Origin of the sequence: Streptomyces sp. NPDC058289, assembly GCF_042880975.1 — a bacterium.
Taxonomy (GTDB): Bacteria; Actinomycetota; Actinomycetes; order Streptomycetales; family Streptomycetaceae; genus Streptomyces; species Streptomyces stoeckheimensis.
In genome coordinates this window covers 60,369-77,625 of the sequence record NZ_JBHVYI010000035.1, presented here as the reverse complement: position 1 = coordinate 77,625, position 17,257 = coordinate 60,369, and the positions used below count along the sequence as shown (strand labels likewise).

At 72.1% G+C, this 17,257-nt stretch carries 17 protein-coding genes; 7 read left to right on the top strand and 10 right to left on the bottom strand.

Annotation, left to right across the window (positions count from 1 at the left end; translation table 11 throughout):
- Nucleotides 1-86: 86 nt before the first annotated feature.
- A complete protein-coding gene (locus tag ACFVX6_RS19930) occupies nucleotides 87-581 on the bottom strand; it encodes a DUF3145 domain-containing protein (protein WP_243329390.1) in 495 nt (164 codons plus the stop codon).
- A 250-nt stretch (nucleotides 582-831) separates the two neighbouring features.
- Here ACFVX6_RS19930 and ACFVX6_RS19925 point away from each other — a divergent pair, with 250 nt between their 5' ends.
- Nucleotides 832-1,737, top strand: coding sequence for an SGNH/GDSL hydrolase family protein (locus ACFVX6_RS19925; RefSeq protein WP_389693142.1), 906 nt, complete (start codon nucleotides 832-834; stop codon nucleotides 1,735-1,737).
- A gap of 90 nt (nucleotides 1,738-1,827) precedes the next feature.
- On the opposite strand, the gene ACFVX6_RS19920 is transcribed toward ACFVX6_RS19925, so the two are convergent.
- On the bottom strand, nucleotides 1,828-4,287 hold the full coding sequence (locus ACFVX6_RS19920; protein ID WP_389693140.1) for a beta-glucosidase: 2,460 nt from the start codon (nucleotides 4,285-4,287) through the stop codon (nucleotides 1,828-1,830).
- A 226-nt stretch (nucleotides 4,288-4,513) separates the two neighbouring features.
- Here ACFVX6_RS19920 and ACFVX6_RS19915 point away from each other — a divergent pair, with 226 nt between their 5' ends.
- Both ACFVX6_RS19915 and ACFVX6_RS19910 read left to right on the top strand, forming a co-directional pair.
- Entirely contained in the window at nucleotides 4,514-5,086 is a 573-nt protein-coding gene (locus ACFVX6_RS19915) for a TetR/AcrR family transcriptional regulator (protein WP_389693138.1), read from the top strand.
- 49 nt (nucleotides 5,087-5,135) lie between these two features.
- Entirely contained in the window at nucleotides 5,136-5,918 is a 783-nt protein-coding gene (locus tag ACFVX6_RS19910; RefSeq protein WP_389693136.1) for a carbon-nitrogen hydrolase family protein, read from the top strand.
- A 70-nt stretch (nucleotides 5,919-5,988) separates the two neighbouring features.
- On the opposite strand, the gene ACFVX6_RS19905 is transcribed toward ACFVX6_RS19910, so the two are convergent.
- Nucleotides 5,989-7,641, bottom strand: a complete 1,653-nt coding sequence (locus ACFVX6_RS19905; protein ID WP_389693134.1) for a DUF2142 domain-containing protein — start codon at nucleotides 7,639-7,641, stop codon at nucleotides 5,989-5,991.
- 13 nt (nucleotides 7,642-7,654) lie between these two features.
- Entirely contained in the window at nucleotides 7,655-9,190 is a 1,536-nt protein-coding gene (locus ACFVX6_RS19900; protein WP_389693132.1) for a hypothetical protein, read from the bottom strand.
- 599 nt (nucleotides 9,191-9,789) lie between these two features.
- Here ACFVX6_RS19900 and ACFVX6_RS19895 point away from each other — a divergent pair.
- Complete coding sequence (locus ACFVX6_RS19895) at nucleotides 9,790-10,524, top strand: class I SAM-dependent methyltransferase (protein WP_389693130.1); 735 nt, start codon at nucleotides 9,790-9,792, stop codon at nucleotides 10,522-10,524.
- A gap of 16 nt (nucleotides 10,525-10,540) precedes the next feature.
- On the opposite strand, the gene ACFVX6_RS19890 is transcribed toward ACFVX6_RS19895, so the two are convergent.
- Nucleotides 10,541-10,891: a winged helix-turn-helix transcriptional regulator gene (locus ACFVX6_RS19890; protein ID WP_389693128.1), complete on the bottom strand. Its 351-nt coding sequence runs from the start codon at nucleotides 10,889-10,891 to the stop codon at nucleotides 10,541-10,543.
- Between the two features lie 97 nt (nucleotides 10,892-10,988).
- On the opposite strand from ACFVX6_RS19890, the gene ACFVX6_RS19885 reads away from it, so the two are divergent.
- Nucleotides 10,989-11,888, top strand: coding sequence for an NAD(P)-dependent oxidoreductase (locus ACFVX6_RS19885; RefSeq protein ID WP_389693126.1), 900 nt, complete (start codon nucleotides 10,989-10,991; stop codon nucleotides 11,886-11,888).
- Here ACFVX6_RS19885 and ACFVX6_RS19880 read toward each other — a convergent pair.
- From ACFVX6_RS19880 to ACFVX6_RS19870, 3 genes are all read right to left on the bottom strand, one after another.
- A complete protein-coding gene (locus tag ACFVX6_RS19880; RefSeq protein WP_389693124.1) occupies nucleotides 11,878-12,759 on the bottom strand; it encodes an EI24 domain-containing protein in 882 nt (293 codons plus the stop codon). The two genes, ACFVX6_RS19885 and ACFVX6_RS19880, sit on opposite strands and share 11 nt — an antisense overlap.
- A gap of 128 nt (nucleotides 12,760-12,887) precedes the next feature.
- Nucleotides 12,888-13,310 carry an organic hydroperoxide resistance protein gene (locus ACFVX6_RS19875; protein WP_389693122.1) on the bottom strand — a complete coding sequence of 141 codons (423 nt, stop codon included), beginning with the start codon at nucleotides 13,308-13,310 and terminating at the stop codon, nucleotides 12,888-12,890.
- Between the two features lie 65 nt (nucleotides 13,311-13,375).
- The gene (locus ACFVX6_RS19870; RefSeq protein WP_389693120.1) at nucleotides 13,376-14,398 is read right to left on the bottom strand and encodes an NADP-dependent oxidoreductase; all 1,023 of its coding nucleotides are present in this window, start codon (nucleotides 14,396-14,398) and stop codon (nucleotides 13,376-13,378) included.
- Nucleotides 14,399-14,502: 104 nt separating this feature from the next.
- Here ACFVX6_RS19870 and ACFVX6_RS19865 point away from each other — a divergent pair, with 104 nt between their 5' ends.
- Complete coding sequence (locus tag ACFVX6_RS19865; RefSeq protein WP_389693118.1) at nucleotides 14,503-14,925, top strand: MarR family winged helix-turn-helix transcriptional regulator; 423 nt, start codon at nucleotides 14,503-14,505, stop codon at nucleotides 14,923-14,925.
- Between the two features lie 9 nt (nucleotides 14,926-14,934).
- Here ACFVX6_RS19865 and ACFVX6_RS19860 read toward each other — a convergent pair whose 3' ends face one another.
- Nucleotides 14,935-15,717, bottom strand: a complete 783-nt coding sequence (locus tag ACFVX6_RS19860; protein WP_389693116.1) for a hypothetical protein — start codon at nucleotides 15,715-15,717, stop codon at nucleotides 14,935-14,937.
- Between the two features lie 79 nt (nucleotides 15,718-15,796).
- Between ACFVX6_RS19860 and ACFVX6_RS19855 the strand changes: the two genes are divergently transcribed.
- Nucleotides 15,797-16,387 (top strand): hypothetical protein, encoded by a 591-nt coding sequence (locus tag ACFVX6_RS19855; RefSeq protein ID WP_389693114.1) that lies wholly within the window; start codon nucleotides 15,797-15,799, stop codon nucleotides 16,385-16,387.
- Here the strand turns inward: ACFVX6_RS19855 and ACFVX6_RS19850 are convergent.
- Entirely contained in the window at nucleotides 16,384-17,130 is a 747-nt protein-coding gene (locus ACFVX6_RS19850) for an esterase/lipase family protein (RefSeq protein ID WP_389693112.1), read from the bottom strand. The genes ACFVX6_RS19855 and ACFVX6_RS19850 overlap by 4 nt on opposite strands.
- Nucleotides 17,131-17,257 lie beyond the last annotated feature (127 nt).

Sequence of the window (17,257 nt, the reverse complement as noted above, 5' to 3'; positions counted from 1 at the left end):
GGGGGTGTTCGTGTTTTCACCCCCCCGCCCGGCACGCCGACGCCCCCCCCGGAATCACCCGGGTGGGCCTTCGGCGTGTCCGGGACTCAGACCACCTGGTGGAGCCAGCGCACCGGGGCGCCCTCGCCCGCGTAGCGGAAGGGTTCGAGCTCGTCGTCCCAGGGTTTGCCGAGGAGTTTGGCGATCTCCGCCTCCAGGTCCGTCTCGCCGTGCGCGGACCGGGCGAGGGCGGCGCGCAGCCGGTCCTCGGGGATCAGGATGTCTCCGTGCATGCCGGTGACGGCGTGGAAGATGCCCAGGTGCGGGGTGGAGCTGTAGCGCTCGCCCTCGGCGGTCGGACAGGGTTCCGCGGTCACTTCGAAGCGGAGCAGGTGCCAGCCGCGCAGGGCGGAGGCGAGTTTCGATGCGGTGCCCGCCTCGGCCTGCCAGGAGAACTCGGCTCTCCAGGTGCCCGGGGAGGCGGGCTGACGGATCCAGTCGAGGTTCACCCGCACCCCGAGCACGCCCGCAACAGCCCATTCCACGTGCGGGCAGAGCGCGCGCGGTGCGGAGTGCACGTACAGGACTCCACGTGTCGTCACCGGGACCTCCAGTGTGGGACGAGGTCGGGAATAAACTCCAGAAAACGGACAGTATGTGACGTGATGTAATGTAACGGAAATTATTTGACATTGCGTTACGGGACTTGCGGCCGAAACGCCACGGGAAAAAGCTACCGTGCGCCGGGGGTCATGGTGTGACGTACGGTCGCTCCGAGGCCCGTAAACACAGAGCATTCACTCAGCAGGACGCCCCCGAATGACGCGGGGACGACGAGGAGGGACCTTCCGCATGCGCACCACCGCCCCACGCCGCCGCGCGCGTCGGACCTCCGCGGGCGCGGGAGCGGCAGCCGCCCTGCTGCTCCTGGCGGCGGGTGCGCTGACGGGGTGTTCGGCGGACGGGGCGAAGGACGGGGGCGAACGCGGTGCGCAGGCGGCCCCGCGGTGGAACACCGCACCGGCGTCGGTCGCCGCCGTGGGCGACTCCATCACGCGCGGTTTCGACGCCTGTTCGGTGCTGGTCGACTGTCCGGAGGCCTCCTGGGCCACCGGTGACGACCCCGAGGTGCGTTCGCTGGCAGCCCGACTGCTCGGCGAGGCCGAGGTGCCCGCGCGCAGTTGGAACTACGCGGTGACCGGCTCCCGGATGGCGGACCTTCCGGGTCAGCTCGCCTCGGCCGCCGAGCACAAGCCGGGCCTGGTCACGGTGATGGTGGGCTCGAACGACGCCTGCCGGCCCTCGGCTTCGTCGATGACTCCGGTGGCCGCCTTCCGCTCCGGCTTCGAGAAGGCGCTGGCCGGCCTGCGGGCGGCCTCGCCGGCCTCGCAGGTCTACGTCTCCAGCGTCCCGGACCTCCAGCGGCTGTGGCAGCAGGGCAAGGACGACCCGATGGTGCGCCAGGTGTGGAAGCTGGGCATCTGCCAGTCGATGCTCGCCGATCCGATGTCGGCGGCCGCCGGTGCGACGGCCCGGAGGGAGCAGGTGCGGGCGCGCGTGGTCGAGTACAACGAGGCGCTGCGCGAGGTCTGCGCGAAGGACGAGCTGTGCCGCTACGACGGCGGCGCGGTGTTCCAGTACCCCTTCTCGGCGGAGCAGTTGAGCCGCTGGGACTGGTTCCATCCGGGCAAGGACGGACAGGCGCGGCTCGCGGAACTGGCGCACCGACAGGTGACCTCCGCCGAGCCTCCGCGTTGACGCGGTGAACGGATCGGACCGGGGGCGGGTGTCAGGGCCCGCCCCCGGTCCAGCTTGTGGATCACCTCTGTGTGGGGTGATTTCCGGCCATTACAGGTCGAGGGCCGCCGTCAGCCGCGTGTCGCCGTGCGAGCGGCTCGCGCGGACCTCGTAGCCGCCGCCGATCCGCTGCCAGGAGCGGGAGGGCTGGTCCCAGATCTCGAAGGCGCGCTCCGGCAGGGCGATCTCCACGTCGACGCTCTCGCCGGGACCGGCGGTCACGCTCGCGAAGCCCGCGAGCCAGCTCGCCGGTCGCTCGACGCCGTCCGCGAGGGGCGCCAGGTAGATCTGTACGGTCTCGCGGCCCGGCCGGGTGCCGGTGTTGGTGACGCGGACCGTCGCCCGCGTGGGGGTGGCCTCCAGGGACTCGTAGGCCCAGTCCGTGTAGCCGAGGCCGTGCCCGAAGGGGAACGCCGGGGCGATCCCGTGCTTCTCGTAGGCCCGGTAGCCGATGAAGAGCCCCTCGGTGTACTCCAGGCGCCCCTCGATGGGGGTGACTTCGGTGACCGGCGCGTCGGCGAACTCGGCGGGCCAGGTCGTGGGCAGCCGCCCGCCCGGCTCGGCGTCACCGAGGAGCACGTCGGCCAGCGCGGCCCCGCCCTCCTGCCCGGGGAACCAGGTCAGCAGGACGGCGGCGACCTCCTCGCGCCAGGGGAGTTCCACCGGGGAGCCGGCGTTGACGACGACCACGGTGTTCGGGTTGACCGCGGCGACGGCGCGCACCAGCTCGTCCTGGCGGCCGGGGAGGCCGAGGTCCTTGCGGTCGAAGCCCTCGGACTCCACCCGCTCGGTGGTGGCGACGACCACGACGGCGGTGTCGGCGGCGCGGGCCGCTTCCACGGCCTCGGCGATGAGCTCGTCGGCGGAGCGCTGCGGGCCGAGGTGGAGGAAGGAGAACATGATCGCCTTGAGCGGCAGGCCGGTCATGTCGGGGACCTGGTAGGTCAGTGAGACCTCGACCGCCTCGCCCTCGGTGAGGGTGATCCGGGCCCGCTCGTTGGGGGCGCCGAAGAAGGCCTCGAAGGGGTCGGCCTCGTTGCCCATCTGCTGGGCGCCCTCCCAGCGGACCTCCCCGCCGACGGCCAGGGTGAAGGCGCCGAGTCCGCGGGTGCCGAAGGCGTGTTCGCCGCTCTCGCGCGGCACGAAGGTACCGATGACCTCGATGCTCGCCATCGTCTCGTAGGTGACGCCCCCGGGCAGGTCGTCGCCGATCCACTGGACCTGACCGGTGGGCAGCGAGCCGGTGCCGAGGATGCCGCCGGATGCGTCGCGGCAGATCGCGCGGAGCTCAAAGCCCTTGTCGGCGGGGCTCAGGTCGTCACTCGGGTCGGCTCCGACGGTGAAGGTGAGGGCGCCTTCGGGGAGGGCCGCGGTCAGTCCGTCCAGCGGGGAGACGATCCGCTCGGGGAAGACGACGGCGCTGCCGCCGCCGAGGATGCGGGCGTCGCGGGCGGCGGCGCCGATGAGGGCGACGGTGCGGCCGGGGGCGGTGTCCAGCGGCAGCGCCGGCCGCTCGCCGGCGACGGCCGCGTTGCGTACGAGGACGAAGCCGCGGGCGGCCAGCTCGCGGGCCAGGGCCTGGCCGTCGATGGGGGCCGGGACCTCGCCGACCACGGCGGGGGCGCCTTCCAGGATGCCGACGCGGGCGGCGAGGCGCAGGACGTTGCGCACGGCCTCGTCGACGGAGGACTCGGGGACCTCCCCCGCGCGGACGGCTTCGGCGAGCGGCGTTCCGTAGACGGTGACGGGACCGGGCATGGCCACGTCCAGGCCGCCGAGGATGTCGCCGGTGGTGGAGCGGGCGGCCATCCAGTCGGAGACGTTGTAGCCGTCGAAGCCCCATTCGCCGCGCAGGACCTCGTTGACGAGGTACTTGTGCTCGGTCATGGTCGTGCCGTTGACCCGGTTGTAGGCGGTCATGATGCCCCACGGGTGGGCGTTGGCGACGATGGCCTCGAAGGGGGCCAGGTAGAGCTCGCGCAGCGGGCGCGGGGCGATGACACTGTCGACGGTGAACCGCTCGGTCTCGGCGTCGTTGCCCACGAAGTGCTTGACCGTGGTGCCGACGCCGCCGTCCTGGACGCCCTTCACGTAGCCGCTGCCGACCGCACCGGTGAGGTACGGGTCCTCGGAGTAGCACTCGAAGTGCCGGCCGCCGAGCGGGGAGCGGTGCAGGTTCACGGTGGGCGCGAGCAGGACGTGGACGCCCTTGCGGCGGGCCTCTTGGGCGAGGAGGCGGCCGGCCCGGCGGGCGAGCTCGGGGTCCCACGCGGCGGCGAGCGCGGTCGGGGAGGGCAGGGCGATCGACGGGTCGTCGGCGGTCCAGCGCACGCCGCGCACCCCGATGGGGCCGTCGGACATGACCAGGGACTTCAGCCCGATCTCGGGGACGGCGGGCAGGGACCACATGTCCTGGCCGGCCAGCAGCCGGGCCTTGGTGTCGAGGTCCAGCTTGCCCAGGGCCGTCTCTACGGCGTCGTTGCGGACCTGATCGGCATCGGTCACGGCCATGCCTCCTCGTTGAGTGCGGGTGCGCGGTGCCCTGCAATGCGGTGCAGTGCGGTGCGGTGCAGTGCGGTGCGGTGCAGTGTGGTGACCCCATGGTGGACCCGATACCTGTAGAGCGGTAGGGTTCGTAATCTGTTCGTGATATTGCGGACGGGATACGGCAATGACGCGATACGGCAATGCCGTACGGTCCTGCTGGCAGGTGTGGAACGGAAGAGGTGGCGGGGCGATGGTCAGGGCCAGAAGTGAGGAACGCCGCGTGGAGATCGTCCGCGCGGCCGTCGAGGTGATCGCCGAGCGCGGCTACCGCGGCGCGGCCCTGGGCACGGTCGCCGAGCGCGTGGGCCTGACCCAGCAGGGGCTGCTGCACTACTTCCCGACCAAGGAGGCACTGCTGGTCGCGGTCCTGGAGGAGCGCGACCGCTGGGACACCGGCGGCGGCACCGCACTGGCCGACGCCTGGCGTCCGGACCTGCTGGCCTCCCTGGTGGAGTACAACGCCATGCGCCCCGGCATCGTGCAGACCTTCTCGGCGCTGCTCGGCGAGAGCGTCACCGACGGCCACCCGGCGCGGGAGTTCTTCGCCGAGCGGTACGCGCAGGTGCGCACCGCGATGGCGGACGTGCTCCGCGCGGAGTACGGCGACCGGCTCCCCTCGGGCCTCACCCCCGAGCAGGCGGCCCCGCTGCTGGCCGCCGTGATGGACGGCCTCCAGTACCAGTGGCTGCTGGCCCCGGAAGCCGTGGACATGCCCGGCACCTTCCGGGCCTTCCTGGACCTGATCCAGGGGCCCCGGGCCTGACTCCGGGCCCGGCCCGGGGCCCGCCCGCGGGGCTGGCATGCTGGGCCGGGTGAAGATCGCCGCCGCGCAGCTGAGCTGCGCCCCCGCCGACGTGTCCGCCAACGCCGTACGGGCGGCCGCGCTCGCCGTGCGGGCCCGGGAGGAGGGCGCCGGGCTGGTGGTGTTCCCCGAGTTGACCCTGACCGGCTACGAGCTGACCGCGCTCGGCGCCGACCCCGGGCTGTGGCTGGCCGATGCCGAGGATCCCCGGCTGGACCCCCTCCGCTCCACCGGGATCGCCACCGCCGTCAACGTCGCGCTGCGCACGGACGACCCCCGGCCCCTCCTCGCGACCCTGGTCCACGACGCGGACGGCGCGCACGTGACCACGTACGCCAAGCAGCACCTGTACCGCCACGAGCAGGAGGTCTTCACCGCGGGGACGGTCCCGGGCCGCTTCGAGCTCGGCGGGATCCGCTTCTCCCTGGGGATCTGCTTCGACAACCACTTCGCGGACGTGCCCGGCGCGGGCGCCGCGGCCGGCTGCCGGGTCCACCTGGCGAGCTCGCTCTACGGCACGGGCGACGGCATCGCCGAGCGGGCGGCGGTCCACCCGGGGATCGCCCGGGACTTCGGGATGTACGTGGTCCTCGCCAACCACGTCGGACCCGCCGGACCGTGGACGGGCTGCGGGGGCGCGGCCGTATGGGCGCCGGACGGGACCCTGCTGGCCGAGGCGGACGCACACACGCCGTCGGTCGCCGTGGCGGAGGTACCGACAGGGGTACCGGCAGAGGTACCGGCAGCGGTACCGGCAGAGGTACCGGCGGGAAGCCGGGACGGGGGCCGCTGACGATCGCGGCCCCGGCCTGACGGAGCGTCCGAGGACGCATCCGCCGGGCCGGGGCCGACAGTTCAGCGGTTCAGCGGACCTGGGTCACCCGTGGGTGGCCGTGGGCTTCGACGCCGGGCTCCGGAAGGGCCCCGGGAAGGTCCGCCGGGCCCTGCGCCCCGTCGGTTCCGGGCAGTTCGCCGGGCGGTGCGACCACGGGCGTTCCGTCGGCCACGCGGTCCCGCATCAGGCCGGGCACCACGAGGGCGAACGCCGCCACCGTGTAGACGCCGGTCCAGAACACCCAGCCGCCGGGCGGGGCCCAGTGCGCGGAGTACGGGATCACGGGGCCGCTGATCCCGACGGCGAAGCGCCGCAGGGTCCAGTAGAACGCCGCCGCGTTGCCCAGGGCGAGCAGCGGCAGGGAGTAGCCGACCAGCCTGCGCAGGGGGAAGCCCTTCTCCGGCATCCGGCGCGCGAGGACCAGCACCGCCATCAGCGGCAGGCCGACGGCGAACGGCAGCAGGTAGCGGCCCTGCCAGACCAGGCCGATCTTCGACGCCTGCGAGGTCTGTCCGACCACCGGCACGATCACGATGGCGATCAGCATGCCGATCAGCGCCACCGTTTCGCGCTTGCGGCCGTACATCAGCCCCAGCACGGTGACCACCGCGATCACGCCGAGCCAGACGTACCAGGTGACGACCGGCGCCGGGGTGTCCAGCCAGCCGAAGAAGCCGAGCATCTGCTGGATGTACATCTCGGTGGCACCGAGGGTGCGGCGGGCCGCTTCCGTCGTGGTGAGGTACTTGGGGATCTTTATGACCGAGTTGTCGGGGTGCGCGGCCGCCCACCCGAGCGCGCCGATCGTGGCGAGGCCGAGCAGGCCCGTCCAGAGCCACATCGCCTTGCGGCGGAGCACCGAGCGCAGCACACCGCGCTCGGCCAGCAGCAGGCCGAAGCAGACCGCTCCCGCGAACCAGATCAGCCCGAGCGGCCGGATGTTGATCAGCACCAGGCCGCCGATGCCGACTCGGGCGAGCCTGCGGTTCAGCAGGTGCGGATCGGGCGACATGAGGATCGACAGCAGGCCCGTCCACACCAGGATTCCGGCGGCGATCTCACCACCGCTGGGGTTGACCATGCCGGCCATGAACAGGGCCATGGGCGTCGCCGCCGTGAACACGCCGAGCAGGGCGAGCGAGCGTCCGCGCCGCCATTCGGAGGCCGTCACCACGGCACTGGCCAGCAGCAGCGAGCAGAACAGCGCCGACATCAGGCGCATGAGGTAGAGGCCCTTGGTGCCCTCCACGAGCAGGCTCGGCCAGCCGGTCATCAGGTAGTACGCCGGGTGGTAGCGGCCTGCGGCGGTGGGGACTTCGACGATGCTGTCCGAGGTCCCGATGGAGGGCGCGCAGGAGGCGGGGGTGCCCGCGTGCCAGGAGTAGCACTCGTGGTGCTTCGGGAGTTCCGAGTACCACTCCGGGAGCTGCACGCCGGTCTCGGCGAAGTCGCCCTTGATGCCCGCGACCACGTGCGGAACCATCACCTCGGAGCCGTTGATCTGCCCCCGGGCGACGGCCGCCGCCCGGATGAAGTGGGCGTGCTCGTCGGGCGAACCGCCGAGCGGTGTCGCTGCCGACCAGCTGGCCGCGATGGTGAAGAAGAGGACGAAGCTGACGGCCCAGAGCCTCTTGGGGGTCCGGGCCGACCAGTCGGCCAGCCGCGTCAATGCGGAGATCATGTCGTCCTCGTGATCATCTGATGTATGTCAGCCAAGTCTGATCGCCGTCCTTGGAGCACTTGTGCTCGGGGGCGAATTGGGGGCACTTTCCGTTCATCTGCCGAATCGTGTGCGACACGTAGGGCAGGATCCGGTAGGTCCCGTCCTGGGCCGGCATGTACCGGTCGGCCATCGAGGACGACACCGTTCCGAGCAGGAGCAGCAGGGCACACAGGGTTCCGATGACGGCCCCCTCCCGGCCCGGCAAGCCCCGGCCCCGTACGGCCTTGGCGTCACCATTGTCCAATGTGCGCCGTTCGGCCAGCCGCTGCGACACCAGGTGGGCGACGAGGGCGGCGAGGATCAACCCGCAGTAGAGCAGCTGGTTGTTGGTGCGGGTGTAGAGCTGGACGGTCTGCGTCTCGTACATGTGCGAGGCGATGTACATGCGCATCAGCCAGGCGGAGATGAACATCGCCGTGATGGTGACCACCATCGGCTTGCGCAGGCCCAGCCAGATCGCGACGCCGAGACAGATGAAGGTCACCAGGGCGAACAGGCCGACCCCGCCGAACTCGCCGGGCGGCGGCCAGTCGCCGACCTTGCCCGGCATGTCCGTGCGCCACATCAGGTAGTAGGCCGGGTCGGTGAAGGTGTCGAAGCGGAAGTTGAAGTCCTTGGTCTCCTGGCCCTCGGTCAGCATGACCACCAGGTACCGCCCGGCCACCGCCATGAAGGCGGCCAGGGTGACGCCCAGGAACGCGGCACCCTTGGCCCGGCCGGTCTTCCAGGGGAAGTACAGGGCTGCGGCGAAGAACACGCCGGCCGCGCTCCACAGGAACCAGCCGGAGTACGTGAGGAAGAGCACACCGATCAGGGCGCCGAAACCGGCGGCCTTGAGCAGCAGCGGCCGCCAGTTCTCGGTGCCGCTGCGGCGCAGCGCCACCACCAGGGCCACCAGGACCGGGACCAGCACCACGAGGACCGTCTGGGCGTACGGCTTGTACGCGTCGATCAGCGCGAAGGCCGGCACGACGCCGAAGGCCAGCGCCCGGAGCGGGCTCAGCAGCAGCCGCCAGGCGAAGTAGACGAACGGCCCGAAGAAGGCGGCCCCGAGGATCTGGAGGTCCTTGAAGGCGTAGGCGGTGTTGCCGCCGTGGAACCACTCCGCGTAGTACCCGAGGGTGTAGAGCGGTGCGGGCGGGTAGACCGGGGAACCCGAGGGCTGCCCGTTGGCGACCGCGTGGGCCCACTCGACGATCCGGCCGCTGTCGCCGTTGAGGCCGAACATCGGCCACGGCGTGCCGTGGAGCGCGACCACCGCCCCCGCCGCTACGAACCCGCTGGCCAGGCCGGCGAGGGCGGCCGCGGAGATCCGGGTGGTCAGATCGAAGTGGCGGCCACCGCGCAGCCGCATCGCGAGCACGACCGCGGCGATGAAGAGCAGACCGAGCAGGGCGAACCGGAACTGGATCGCGGCCAGGCCGCTGACCTGCGCGATGCGGTCCAGCGGATCGAGCTGGAAGCCCACGGCCATCATCGGGAGCGCGAGCGCGCCGGCGAAAGCCACGACGGCTTCCAGGAGCAACAGGGCGCCCCGGGAGCGCAGCACTCCACGTGCGGGACCCGAAACGGGCCGGGCGCGCGTGGCAGGCCCACTCGCGGGACCCGAGCGCACAGGCTCCAACCCCTCGGTACTGACTCTCACGTGAAAGATGTCCCTACTGCTGGTCGGTGCACAGCCCTGTGGCCGGTCGTCTCTCAGCAAGGCACTGTCCGGCTCGGACCCCGAGCGACCGATGCTCCGGACAAGGACGCGGACTCTAGGACGGTGGGGGACAGCTTTGAATCTTGCCGCCGGTCATCCTATCGGGTGGCGCAGGAGCGCTGCGGAGTCCCGGGAGATGCTTCACGCCCCCGGGCAGGGTCGGGTACGGGAGGACACGGCTCCGGAACCCGTACGGAAACAGGGCCCGGCCCGGCCGGAAAGGGGCCCGCGGGGGCCCTGGGCGAGGCCGTGGACCGCCCGGCCGCCCCACCCCCGGGGGCGGGGACCGGCCCGGTCGCAGCAGGGTGCCAGACGACCCGTCAGGCATCCTCCACGCATCGTCTGACCTGGGCTTTCCTCTTGATCGCCGATAAAATCGGGGACAGCTGAAAGGGGTTCGGATGGACCGGAACATACGCAGTGTCGACGACGTGCTCGCCCTCATGGACGGACTCTTCGCACCGGAGGCCGACCGCTGGACCGCCGGCGGCTCCGCCTGGTGGGACGGCTTCTACGCGGACCGCGAGCGGCCGGTGCCGTTCTTCGTGGCGAAGCCCGACGAGAACCTCGTCTCCTTCCTCGACCGCGGACTGGTCCCCGCGGGCGGCCGCGCCCTGGACCTCGGCTGCGGCCCCGGCCGCAACGCCCTGCACCTGGCCGCCCGGGGCTTCGAGGTGGACGCCGTCGACCTCTCGCCGACGGCCCTGGCCTGGGCCGAGGAGCGCGCCCGCGCCGCGGGGGCCCGGGTCCGCTTCCACCACGGCGACGCCTTCGGCGCGGCAGGCACCGGGCTCGTGGGCCCGTACGACCTGATCTACGACTCGGGCTGCTTCCACCACCTGCCGCCGCACCGCCGGGTCAGCTACCTGGACCTGCTGGACCGGCTGCTGGCCCCCGGCGGCCGCTTCGCCCTGACCTGCTTCGCCTCGGGCGCGATGGGATCCGAGCTGTCCGACGCGGAGTTCTACGGCCGGGCCCGCCTCGAAGGCGGGCTCGCGTACACGCCGGAGGCGCTGCGCTGGGTCTTCGACGGCCTCACCGAGGTGGAGCTGCGCCGGATGAACGACGAGCCCGAATCCTCCGGCTCCTTCGGCGAGGCCTTCCTCTGGACGGCGCTGTTCCGCCGCCCGGAGTGAGGGACCGGCCCTTTCCTCACCTCGGGACCGACCGGGCGGCGTCGGGGAGCAGGTGCTTCGCGCCCCACGCCCCCAGGGCCTCCAGAGCCCCGTTCAGCTCGTGGCCGAGCGGGGTCAGCGAGTACTCCACGCGCGGCGGGACCTCCTCGTAGACCTCGCGGTGGACGATGCCGTCCGTCTCCAACTCGCGCAGCTGCGCCGCGAGCACCTTCTCGGAGACCCCCGGGACCAGCCGGCGCAGTTCGCCGAAACGGCGCGGGGCCTGCTCCAGCTCCCACAGGACCGACACCTTCCACTTGCCGTCGATCACGGACATCGCCGCGGCGATCCCGCAGTGATCCGCGCCCGGCCGCTGGGTCAATGCCATCGCGCACCCCTCCCCACCTGTTCGCTCACCTCGGGGTAACCACCCACTCCGAAGTGCGTACTTGAGCACCTGACGGCCCTCGACCAGGCTAAACGGCATGACCGACACCAGCACGAAGACCGGCACGAAGACCCCGCTCACCCTCCTCGGACTCGGCTCGATGGGCACCGCCCTCGCCCGCACCTGGCTCGCCGCCGGGCATCCCCTCACCGTCTGGAACCGCACCCCCGCCAAGGCCGAGGCCCTCGCGGCCGAAGGCGCCGTCGTCGCCGCGAGCCCCGCCGAGGCGGTGGCCGCGAACGGCCTGATCGTGGTCTGCCTGCTGGACCATGCCAGCGTGGGCTCGGCCCTGGAGGGCCTGGACCTCACCGGCAAGGACCTCGTCGACCTGACCACCGGCACGCCCGCCGACGGCCGCGCCCGGGCCGCGTGGGCCCAGGAGCGCGGGGCCCGGTTCCTCGACGGCGGGATCATGGCCACCCCGTCGATGATCGGCGCCCCCGCAGCGGGCGGGTACGTCTTCTACAGCGGCTCCCCCGCCCTGTTCGAAGAGCACCGGAGCACGCTGGAGGTCCCGGCCGGCGCCCGCTTCGTCGGCTCCGACCCCGGCCACGCGGCCCTGCACGACGTGGCCCTGCTGAGCGCCATGACCGGACTCTTCGCCGGGATCTCGCACGCCTACGCGCTGGTCGAGGGCGAGGACGTCTCCCCGAAGGACCTGGCTCCGCTGCTGACCGAGTGGCTGGGGGCGATGGGCTTCTTCGCGGGCGCCGCCGCCGAGCGGCTGGTGTCGGGGGACTTCACCACGGGCGTCGAATCGAACCTGGCCATGCAGGTCACGGCGAGCGGCACCCTGCTGCGGACGGCCGCGGAGCAGGGGGTCAGCACCGAGCTGATCAGTCCGTACCTGGACCTGATGCGGGAGCGGCTGACGGCCGATCCGGCGGCCCACGCCGGCGAGGACACCGCCGGCGCGATCACCCTGCTCAGGCGCTGAGCCGCTTGCCCGCCTGCTGCGCCTGACCCTGGGTCTGCTCCTGGGCCTGCTCCTGGCTCTGCCCCTGGGTCTGAGTCTGGGTCTGAGCGTGGCTCCGGCCCTGCTCGTCCCCCTCCTCGCCCTCCTGCCCTGCGGGTTCGCCCACCAGGTCCCGGACCATGAGCGTCGCCCCGGCCACCGCGCCCGGCATCAGGAACACGGCGACGAGCGGTACCAGGAAGGACAGCACGAGCGGCACCCCGAAGCCGAGCGCCATCATCCGCCGCCCGCGCAGCAGCGCGAGCTGCTCGGTGAGCTGGACCCGGCGGCGCATCAGGGCGACGGAGGTGAGCTCCTGGGCGAGGAAGAAGCCGGAGACGCAGAAGCCGAGGACCGGGACCACGGTCTGTCCGATCACCGGGACGAAGCCGAGTGCGAAGAGCAGGATGCCGAAGAGCAGCACCCGGCCCAGGATCCGCAGGCTGTCGCGGGCGGAGATCCACAGCTCCTGCGCGAGCGTGAGCCCCGACTCCGGGACCTCGCCGCCCTCGGTGCGGTCGACCTGCTCCGAGAGGGACTCGTAGAACGGCTGGCCCACGAGCAGGGTCACGGCGGTGAAGGTGATCACCGCGAGGAAGAGCCCGAGGGAGAAGACCAGGGCGGTCAGGAAGCCGCGGAAGAGCCCGAGCCACGGGGAGGACCAGTCGTCGGCGAAGGGGGTCGCCCAGGCGGTCAGGTCGTCGGCGCCGTAGCCGAGGCCGATGAGCGCGCCGGCGTACAGCGCCAGGGAGACCAGTCCGGGCAGCAGCCCGAAGCCCAGCCACCTGCCGTGGCGCAGTACCCATCGCTGTCCGGCCAGCAGATAGCCGAATCCCCCCGCAAGATCACGCATGGTTCCAGTTTAGGGCGGGCTCCCGGGGCGGGGGACGCCGGGCATGCCGAAGGCCGCACCCCGGTGCCTGGGTGCGGCCTTCGACGTACCGGATGGAACCGGGACGAGCCAGTCGAGCGGGTCGCAGATCAGACCGCGAGCTCGACCGTGATGTTGCCGCGGGTCGCCTTGGAGTACGGGCAGACCTGGTGGGCCTTCTCGAGGAGGTCCTTGGCGGTGGCGGTGTCCACGTTCGGGATGGAGGCCGAGATCTTGACGATGATGCCGAAGCCGTCGTCGTTCTTGCCGATGCCGACCTCGGCGGTGACCGTGGAGCCGGTGATGTCGGCGTTCTCGTTGCGGGCGACGACGCCGAGCGCACCCTGGAAGCAGGCGCTGTAGCCGGCGGCGAACAGCTGCTCGGGGTTGGTGCCCTCGCCGCTGCCACCGAGCTCCTTCGGCGGGTTCACGACGACCTCGAGGCGACCGTCGTTGGTGGCGACGCGACCGTCACGGCCGTTCTCGGCGGTGGCAACAGCGGTGTACGCGACGTCGGACTGCTGGATGGACATGTAAGGAAATCCTCCTGGTAATCGCCGGGACTCGCGCCCACGCGTCACGGCGGTGTGGAGTGAGCCTAACCGGTGAAAGAAACGATCATCTTTCCGGTGTTGTCGCCGCGCAGCATTCCGAGGAAGGCGTCGGTGGCGTTCTCCACTCCCCGGACGACCGTCTCGTCGGCGACGAGCTGCCCGGAGCGCAGCCAGCCGGCCACGTCCTGGACGAACTGCGCCTGCAGTCCGGCGTGGTCTCCGACCAGCACGCCCTGCAGGCGAAGCCGCTTGCCGATGACGAGGGCGAGGTTGCGCGGGCCGGGCATGGGCTCGGTGGCGTTGTACTGGGCGATGGCCCCGCACAGGGTGGCCCGGCCGTGGACCTTCAGGGAGGAGATGGCGGCTTCCAGGTGGTCCCCGCCGACGTTGTCGAAGTAGACGTCGATGCCCTCGGGGGCGGCGTCCTTGAGCTGCTCGGCGACGGGGCCGTTCTTGTAGTTGAAGGCGGCGTCGAAACCGTACTTCTCCGTGAGGAGCGTCACCTTCTCGTCGGAGCCGGCGGAGCCGATCACCCGGGAGGCGCCCTTGATCTTCGCGAACTGGCCGACGAGGCTGCCGACAGCTCCGGCGGCGCCGGAAACGAAGACGGAGTCGCCCTCCTTGAAGGAGGCGACCTCGAGGAGCCCGGCGTAGGCCGTCAGGCCCGGCATGCCGAGGACGCCGAGGTAGGCGGAGAGGGGGGCGAGCGAGGCGTCCACCGGGGTGGCGTGCTTGGCGTCCACGTCCGCGTACTCGCGCCATCCCAGACCGTGCAGCACGTGGTCACCGACCGCGAAGCGCTCGTCGGCCGAGGCCACGACCTCGCCGACCGCGCCGCCGTCCATGGGCTGGTCGAGCTGGAAGGGCGGGATGTACGACTTCACGTCGTTCATCCGGCCGCGCATGTACGGGTCCACGGACATGTGGAGGTTGCGCACCAGAATCCGGCCGGCGGCGGGCTCGGCGTTCACCGGTACCTCGCGCAGGGCGAAGTCCTCGGCGACGGGCCAGCCCTGCGGGCGGCGGACGAGGTGCCACTCACGGCTGACGGCGGGGATCTCGGACATGGCGTCACTCCTGGGGAGGGGAAGAAGTGCAAAATGCTTCAGGACGTGAAACAACCATGCGCCTGGATATTTCATGTTGTCAAGTAAATGGGTACGCTGGATCCATGCCCAGCCGTCGCGCAGACCCCCTGACCCTCGAAGTCGTCGAGCTCATCGGCGACGTCGTGACCCGCTACCACCAGGAGTACGAGCACGCGGCCTCCAGCCACCAGCTCACCGGCGCCCAGGCCCGCGTGCTGAACCTGCTCTCCCTGGAGCCGATGCCGATGCGCAAGATCGCGCAGAAGCTGCGGTGCGAGCCGTCGAACATCACCGGCATCGTGGACCGCCTGGAGACCCGCGGGCTGGTCGAGCGCCGCCCGGACCCGGCCGACCGCCGGGTGAAGTTGGCCGCGCCCACCGAGGAGGGCCTGCAGACCGCCGACCGGCTCCGCGCGTCCCTGGACTTCGCCCGGGAGCCCCTGGCCGGACTCTCCCCGGCCGAGCGTGCGGTCCTGCGGGACCTGCTCAGGCGGATGCTGGGCTGAGCTCCCCGCTCACCAGCACAGCGGGTTCCACCACGGGCACTCCGGCGGCTCCGGGGTCGGACTCGGCTTCGGATCGGGCTTCGGCTTCGTATCGGGCTTCTTCGTACCCGGGGGCTTGCCGGGAGTCGCGGAGCCGCTGGAACCCGATGCGCTCGGAGCAGCGGACGTCGGAGTCCGGGAAGCGCTCCGCGACGGCCCCGTCGACCCGGAGGCGGAGGCGGAGGCGGAGCCCGACGACCCGACGGTGGAGGCCCCGGTGGTCCGGCCGGTCCCGCCCGGCTTCGCACCCCCGGCCGTGGCCTTCGTGGAGCCGGCGCCCTGCCCCTTCGTCGAGGCCGTCCCCGTGGGCGCGGCCGGATCCCCCGTCAGGCCCGGCAGCGGTGCCGGCTCCGCGGGAGCATCGTCGGTCAGCACCACCGTCGCCGCCCGGTCGGTGCGCTCCCCGTCGGTCGCCAGCCGGGCCAGGCCCAGGGTCGCGACGGCGGCGAGCATCAGCCCGAGGCCCACGGTGAGCGCGGTCCGGCGGCGTCGGCGGTGCCCGGCGCGGCGGCGGTCCGCGGCGCGGCTCTGGGCCCGACCACGGCCCCGACCGTCTCCCCGCTCCCCGGACAGCACGACGAGCGAGTCGGCGTACACGTCGGCAAGCACGGCCGGGTCGCTTCCGAAGGCGTCGGCGGAGCCCGGGGCGGGCGCGGCGGGCGCGGCGGATATCAGGCGTTCGGCCGGGGTTCCGCATCCGGCGCACGCCAGCGCGCCGTTGAGGTACCTGCGGCAGGCGATGCAATAGTCCATGGCGCCCGCAGGCTACGCGTTCGCTCACAACGGCCGGATACCGGGATCGTGAGGATCCTGTGTGGAAGGGTTGGCTTCCATGACGAGGACGCCGGGGACACCGCCCCTCACCCCGGGCCCCTTCGGCCCCACGGGCTTCCAACTGGTTCTGCTGCGCCGGATGGCGGATTTCCAGCCGGGCCTCGCGGAGGAGGCCCGCCGACAGCTCGGCGCCTCCCCGGCCGAGCAGCGGGAGGCCAACAAGCGCTGGCAGGCCATGGTCCGGTCGCCGCGTTCGCGGGGCGCCCTGGCCCGCTACCGCTCGGTGCTCGGCCCGCCCGAGGCCGTCTCCTCCCGCACGATCGGCGATCTGACGTGCGAGGCCCTGCTGTGGCCGGTGCCGCTCTGGCCCGGCCTGCGCTTCGAGGTGCTCGCCGCGCCGGACGGGGCCGTCTGGAACGAGTGGCTGATCCGGGCCCCGGGTGCGCCCGGACCCGTACTGGAGTCGCCGGAGGACCTGCGGCCCTGGTCGGCGACGGTCGACGAGGTGGCGCGGGCCTTCGCCCCCGTCCGGCCCATGGAGGGCACCGCGCCGACGCGGTGGCGGCTGGCGTTCACCGCGTCGGGGCGGGCCTGCGTCGCGGAGTTCACGTACGGACTGCTCCAGGAAGTGTCCGTGGAGACGGTCTAGGAGCGCAGGAAGGCCCGTACGCCCGCCGAGGTGGGGTCGTCCCCGAGCAGGTCGTTGTGCTTGAGGCAGCCGACCGGGGTGTTGGTCGCCCCGGTGAGCGGGACGCTGTCGTCGGGGTTGATGACCTCGTCGCAGTTCGACCAGAAGGTGGCGTACCGCACCGCGCCGGGGGTCTCGTCACCGGAGTTCAGGTTCTTCACCACGTAGGAACCGGGGGTCATGTCCCGGCACGCCTGGTCCCACAGGGCGCAGGCCCAGGCGGTGGAGGTGCCGCGGTTGGGGCCGGCGAGGGAGACCCAGCGGTCGACGTACGGGCCGCCGCCGCCGAACTTCACGTACCAGCGGGTGACCAGCGAGCCGAAGGAGTGGGCGACCAGGTCCACCCGGGCGGCGCCGGTCTGCCGGCGGACCTCGTCCACGTAGGCGGCGAGCCGTCCGGAGAGGACCTCGTTGACCGACTGGTGGGTGTCGTATCCGAAGGAGAAGAGCTCGGAGTCGGCGTATCCGTCGGCGCGCAGGTCCTCGCGCAGGGAGCCCCAGACGCCGGGATCGGCGTTGTAGCCGTGCACGAACACCACCGGATTGCGCGCACCGGCCGATCCGGAGGGCGCGCCGGAGGCCCGGGTCGGGGCCTGGGCGAGACCGGAAGGCGCGCCGGAGGCCTGGGCCGGGAGCGCGGGCGCCGCGAGCAGCGCCAGGCAGAGCGTCAGCAGCGCGAGCAGTCTCTGGCGCACCGTCAGCATCGGGTCCCCTTTACCTTGTTACGCACGAGTAGCACGATCGGTGCGGGCATGGTCGCGCCTGGCGTCGCAGAATTCCACCCCCGTGCAGCACTCACCGGCACCCCTCGTGACCCTTCCGTATCTCACG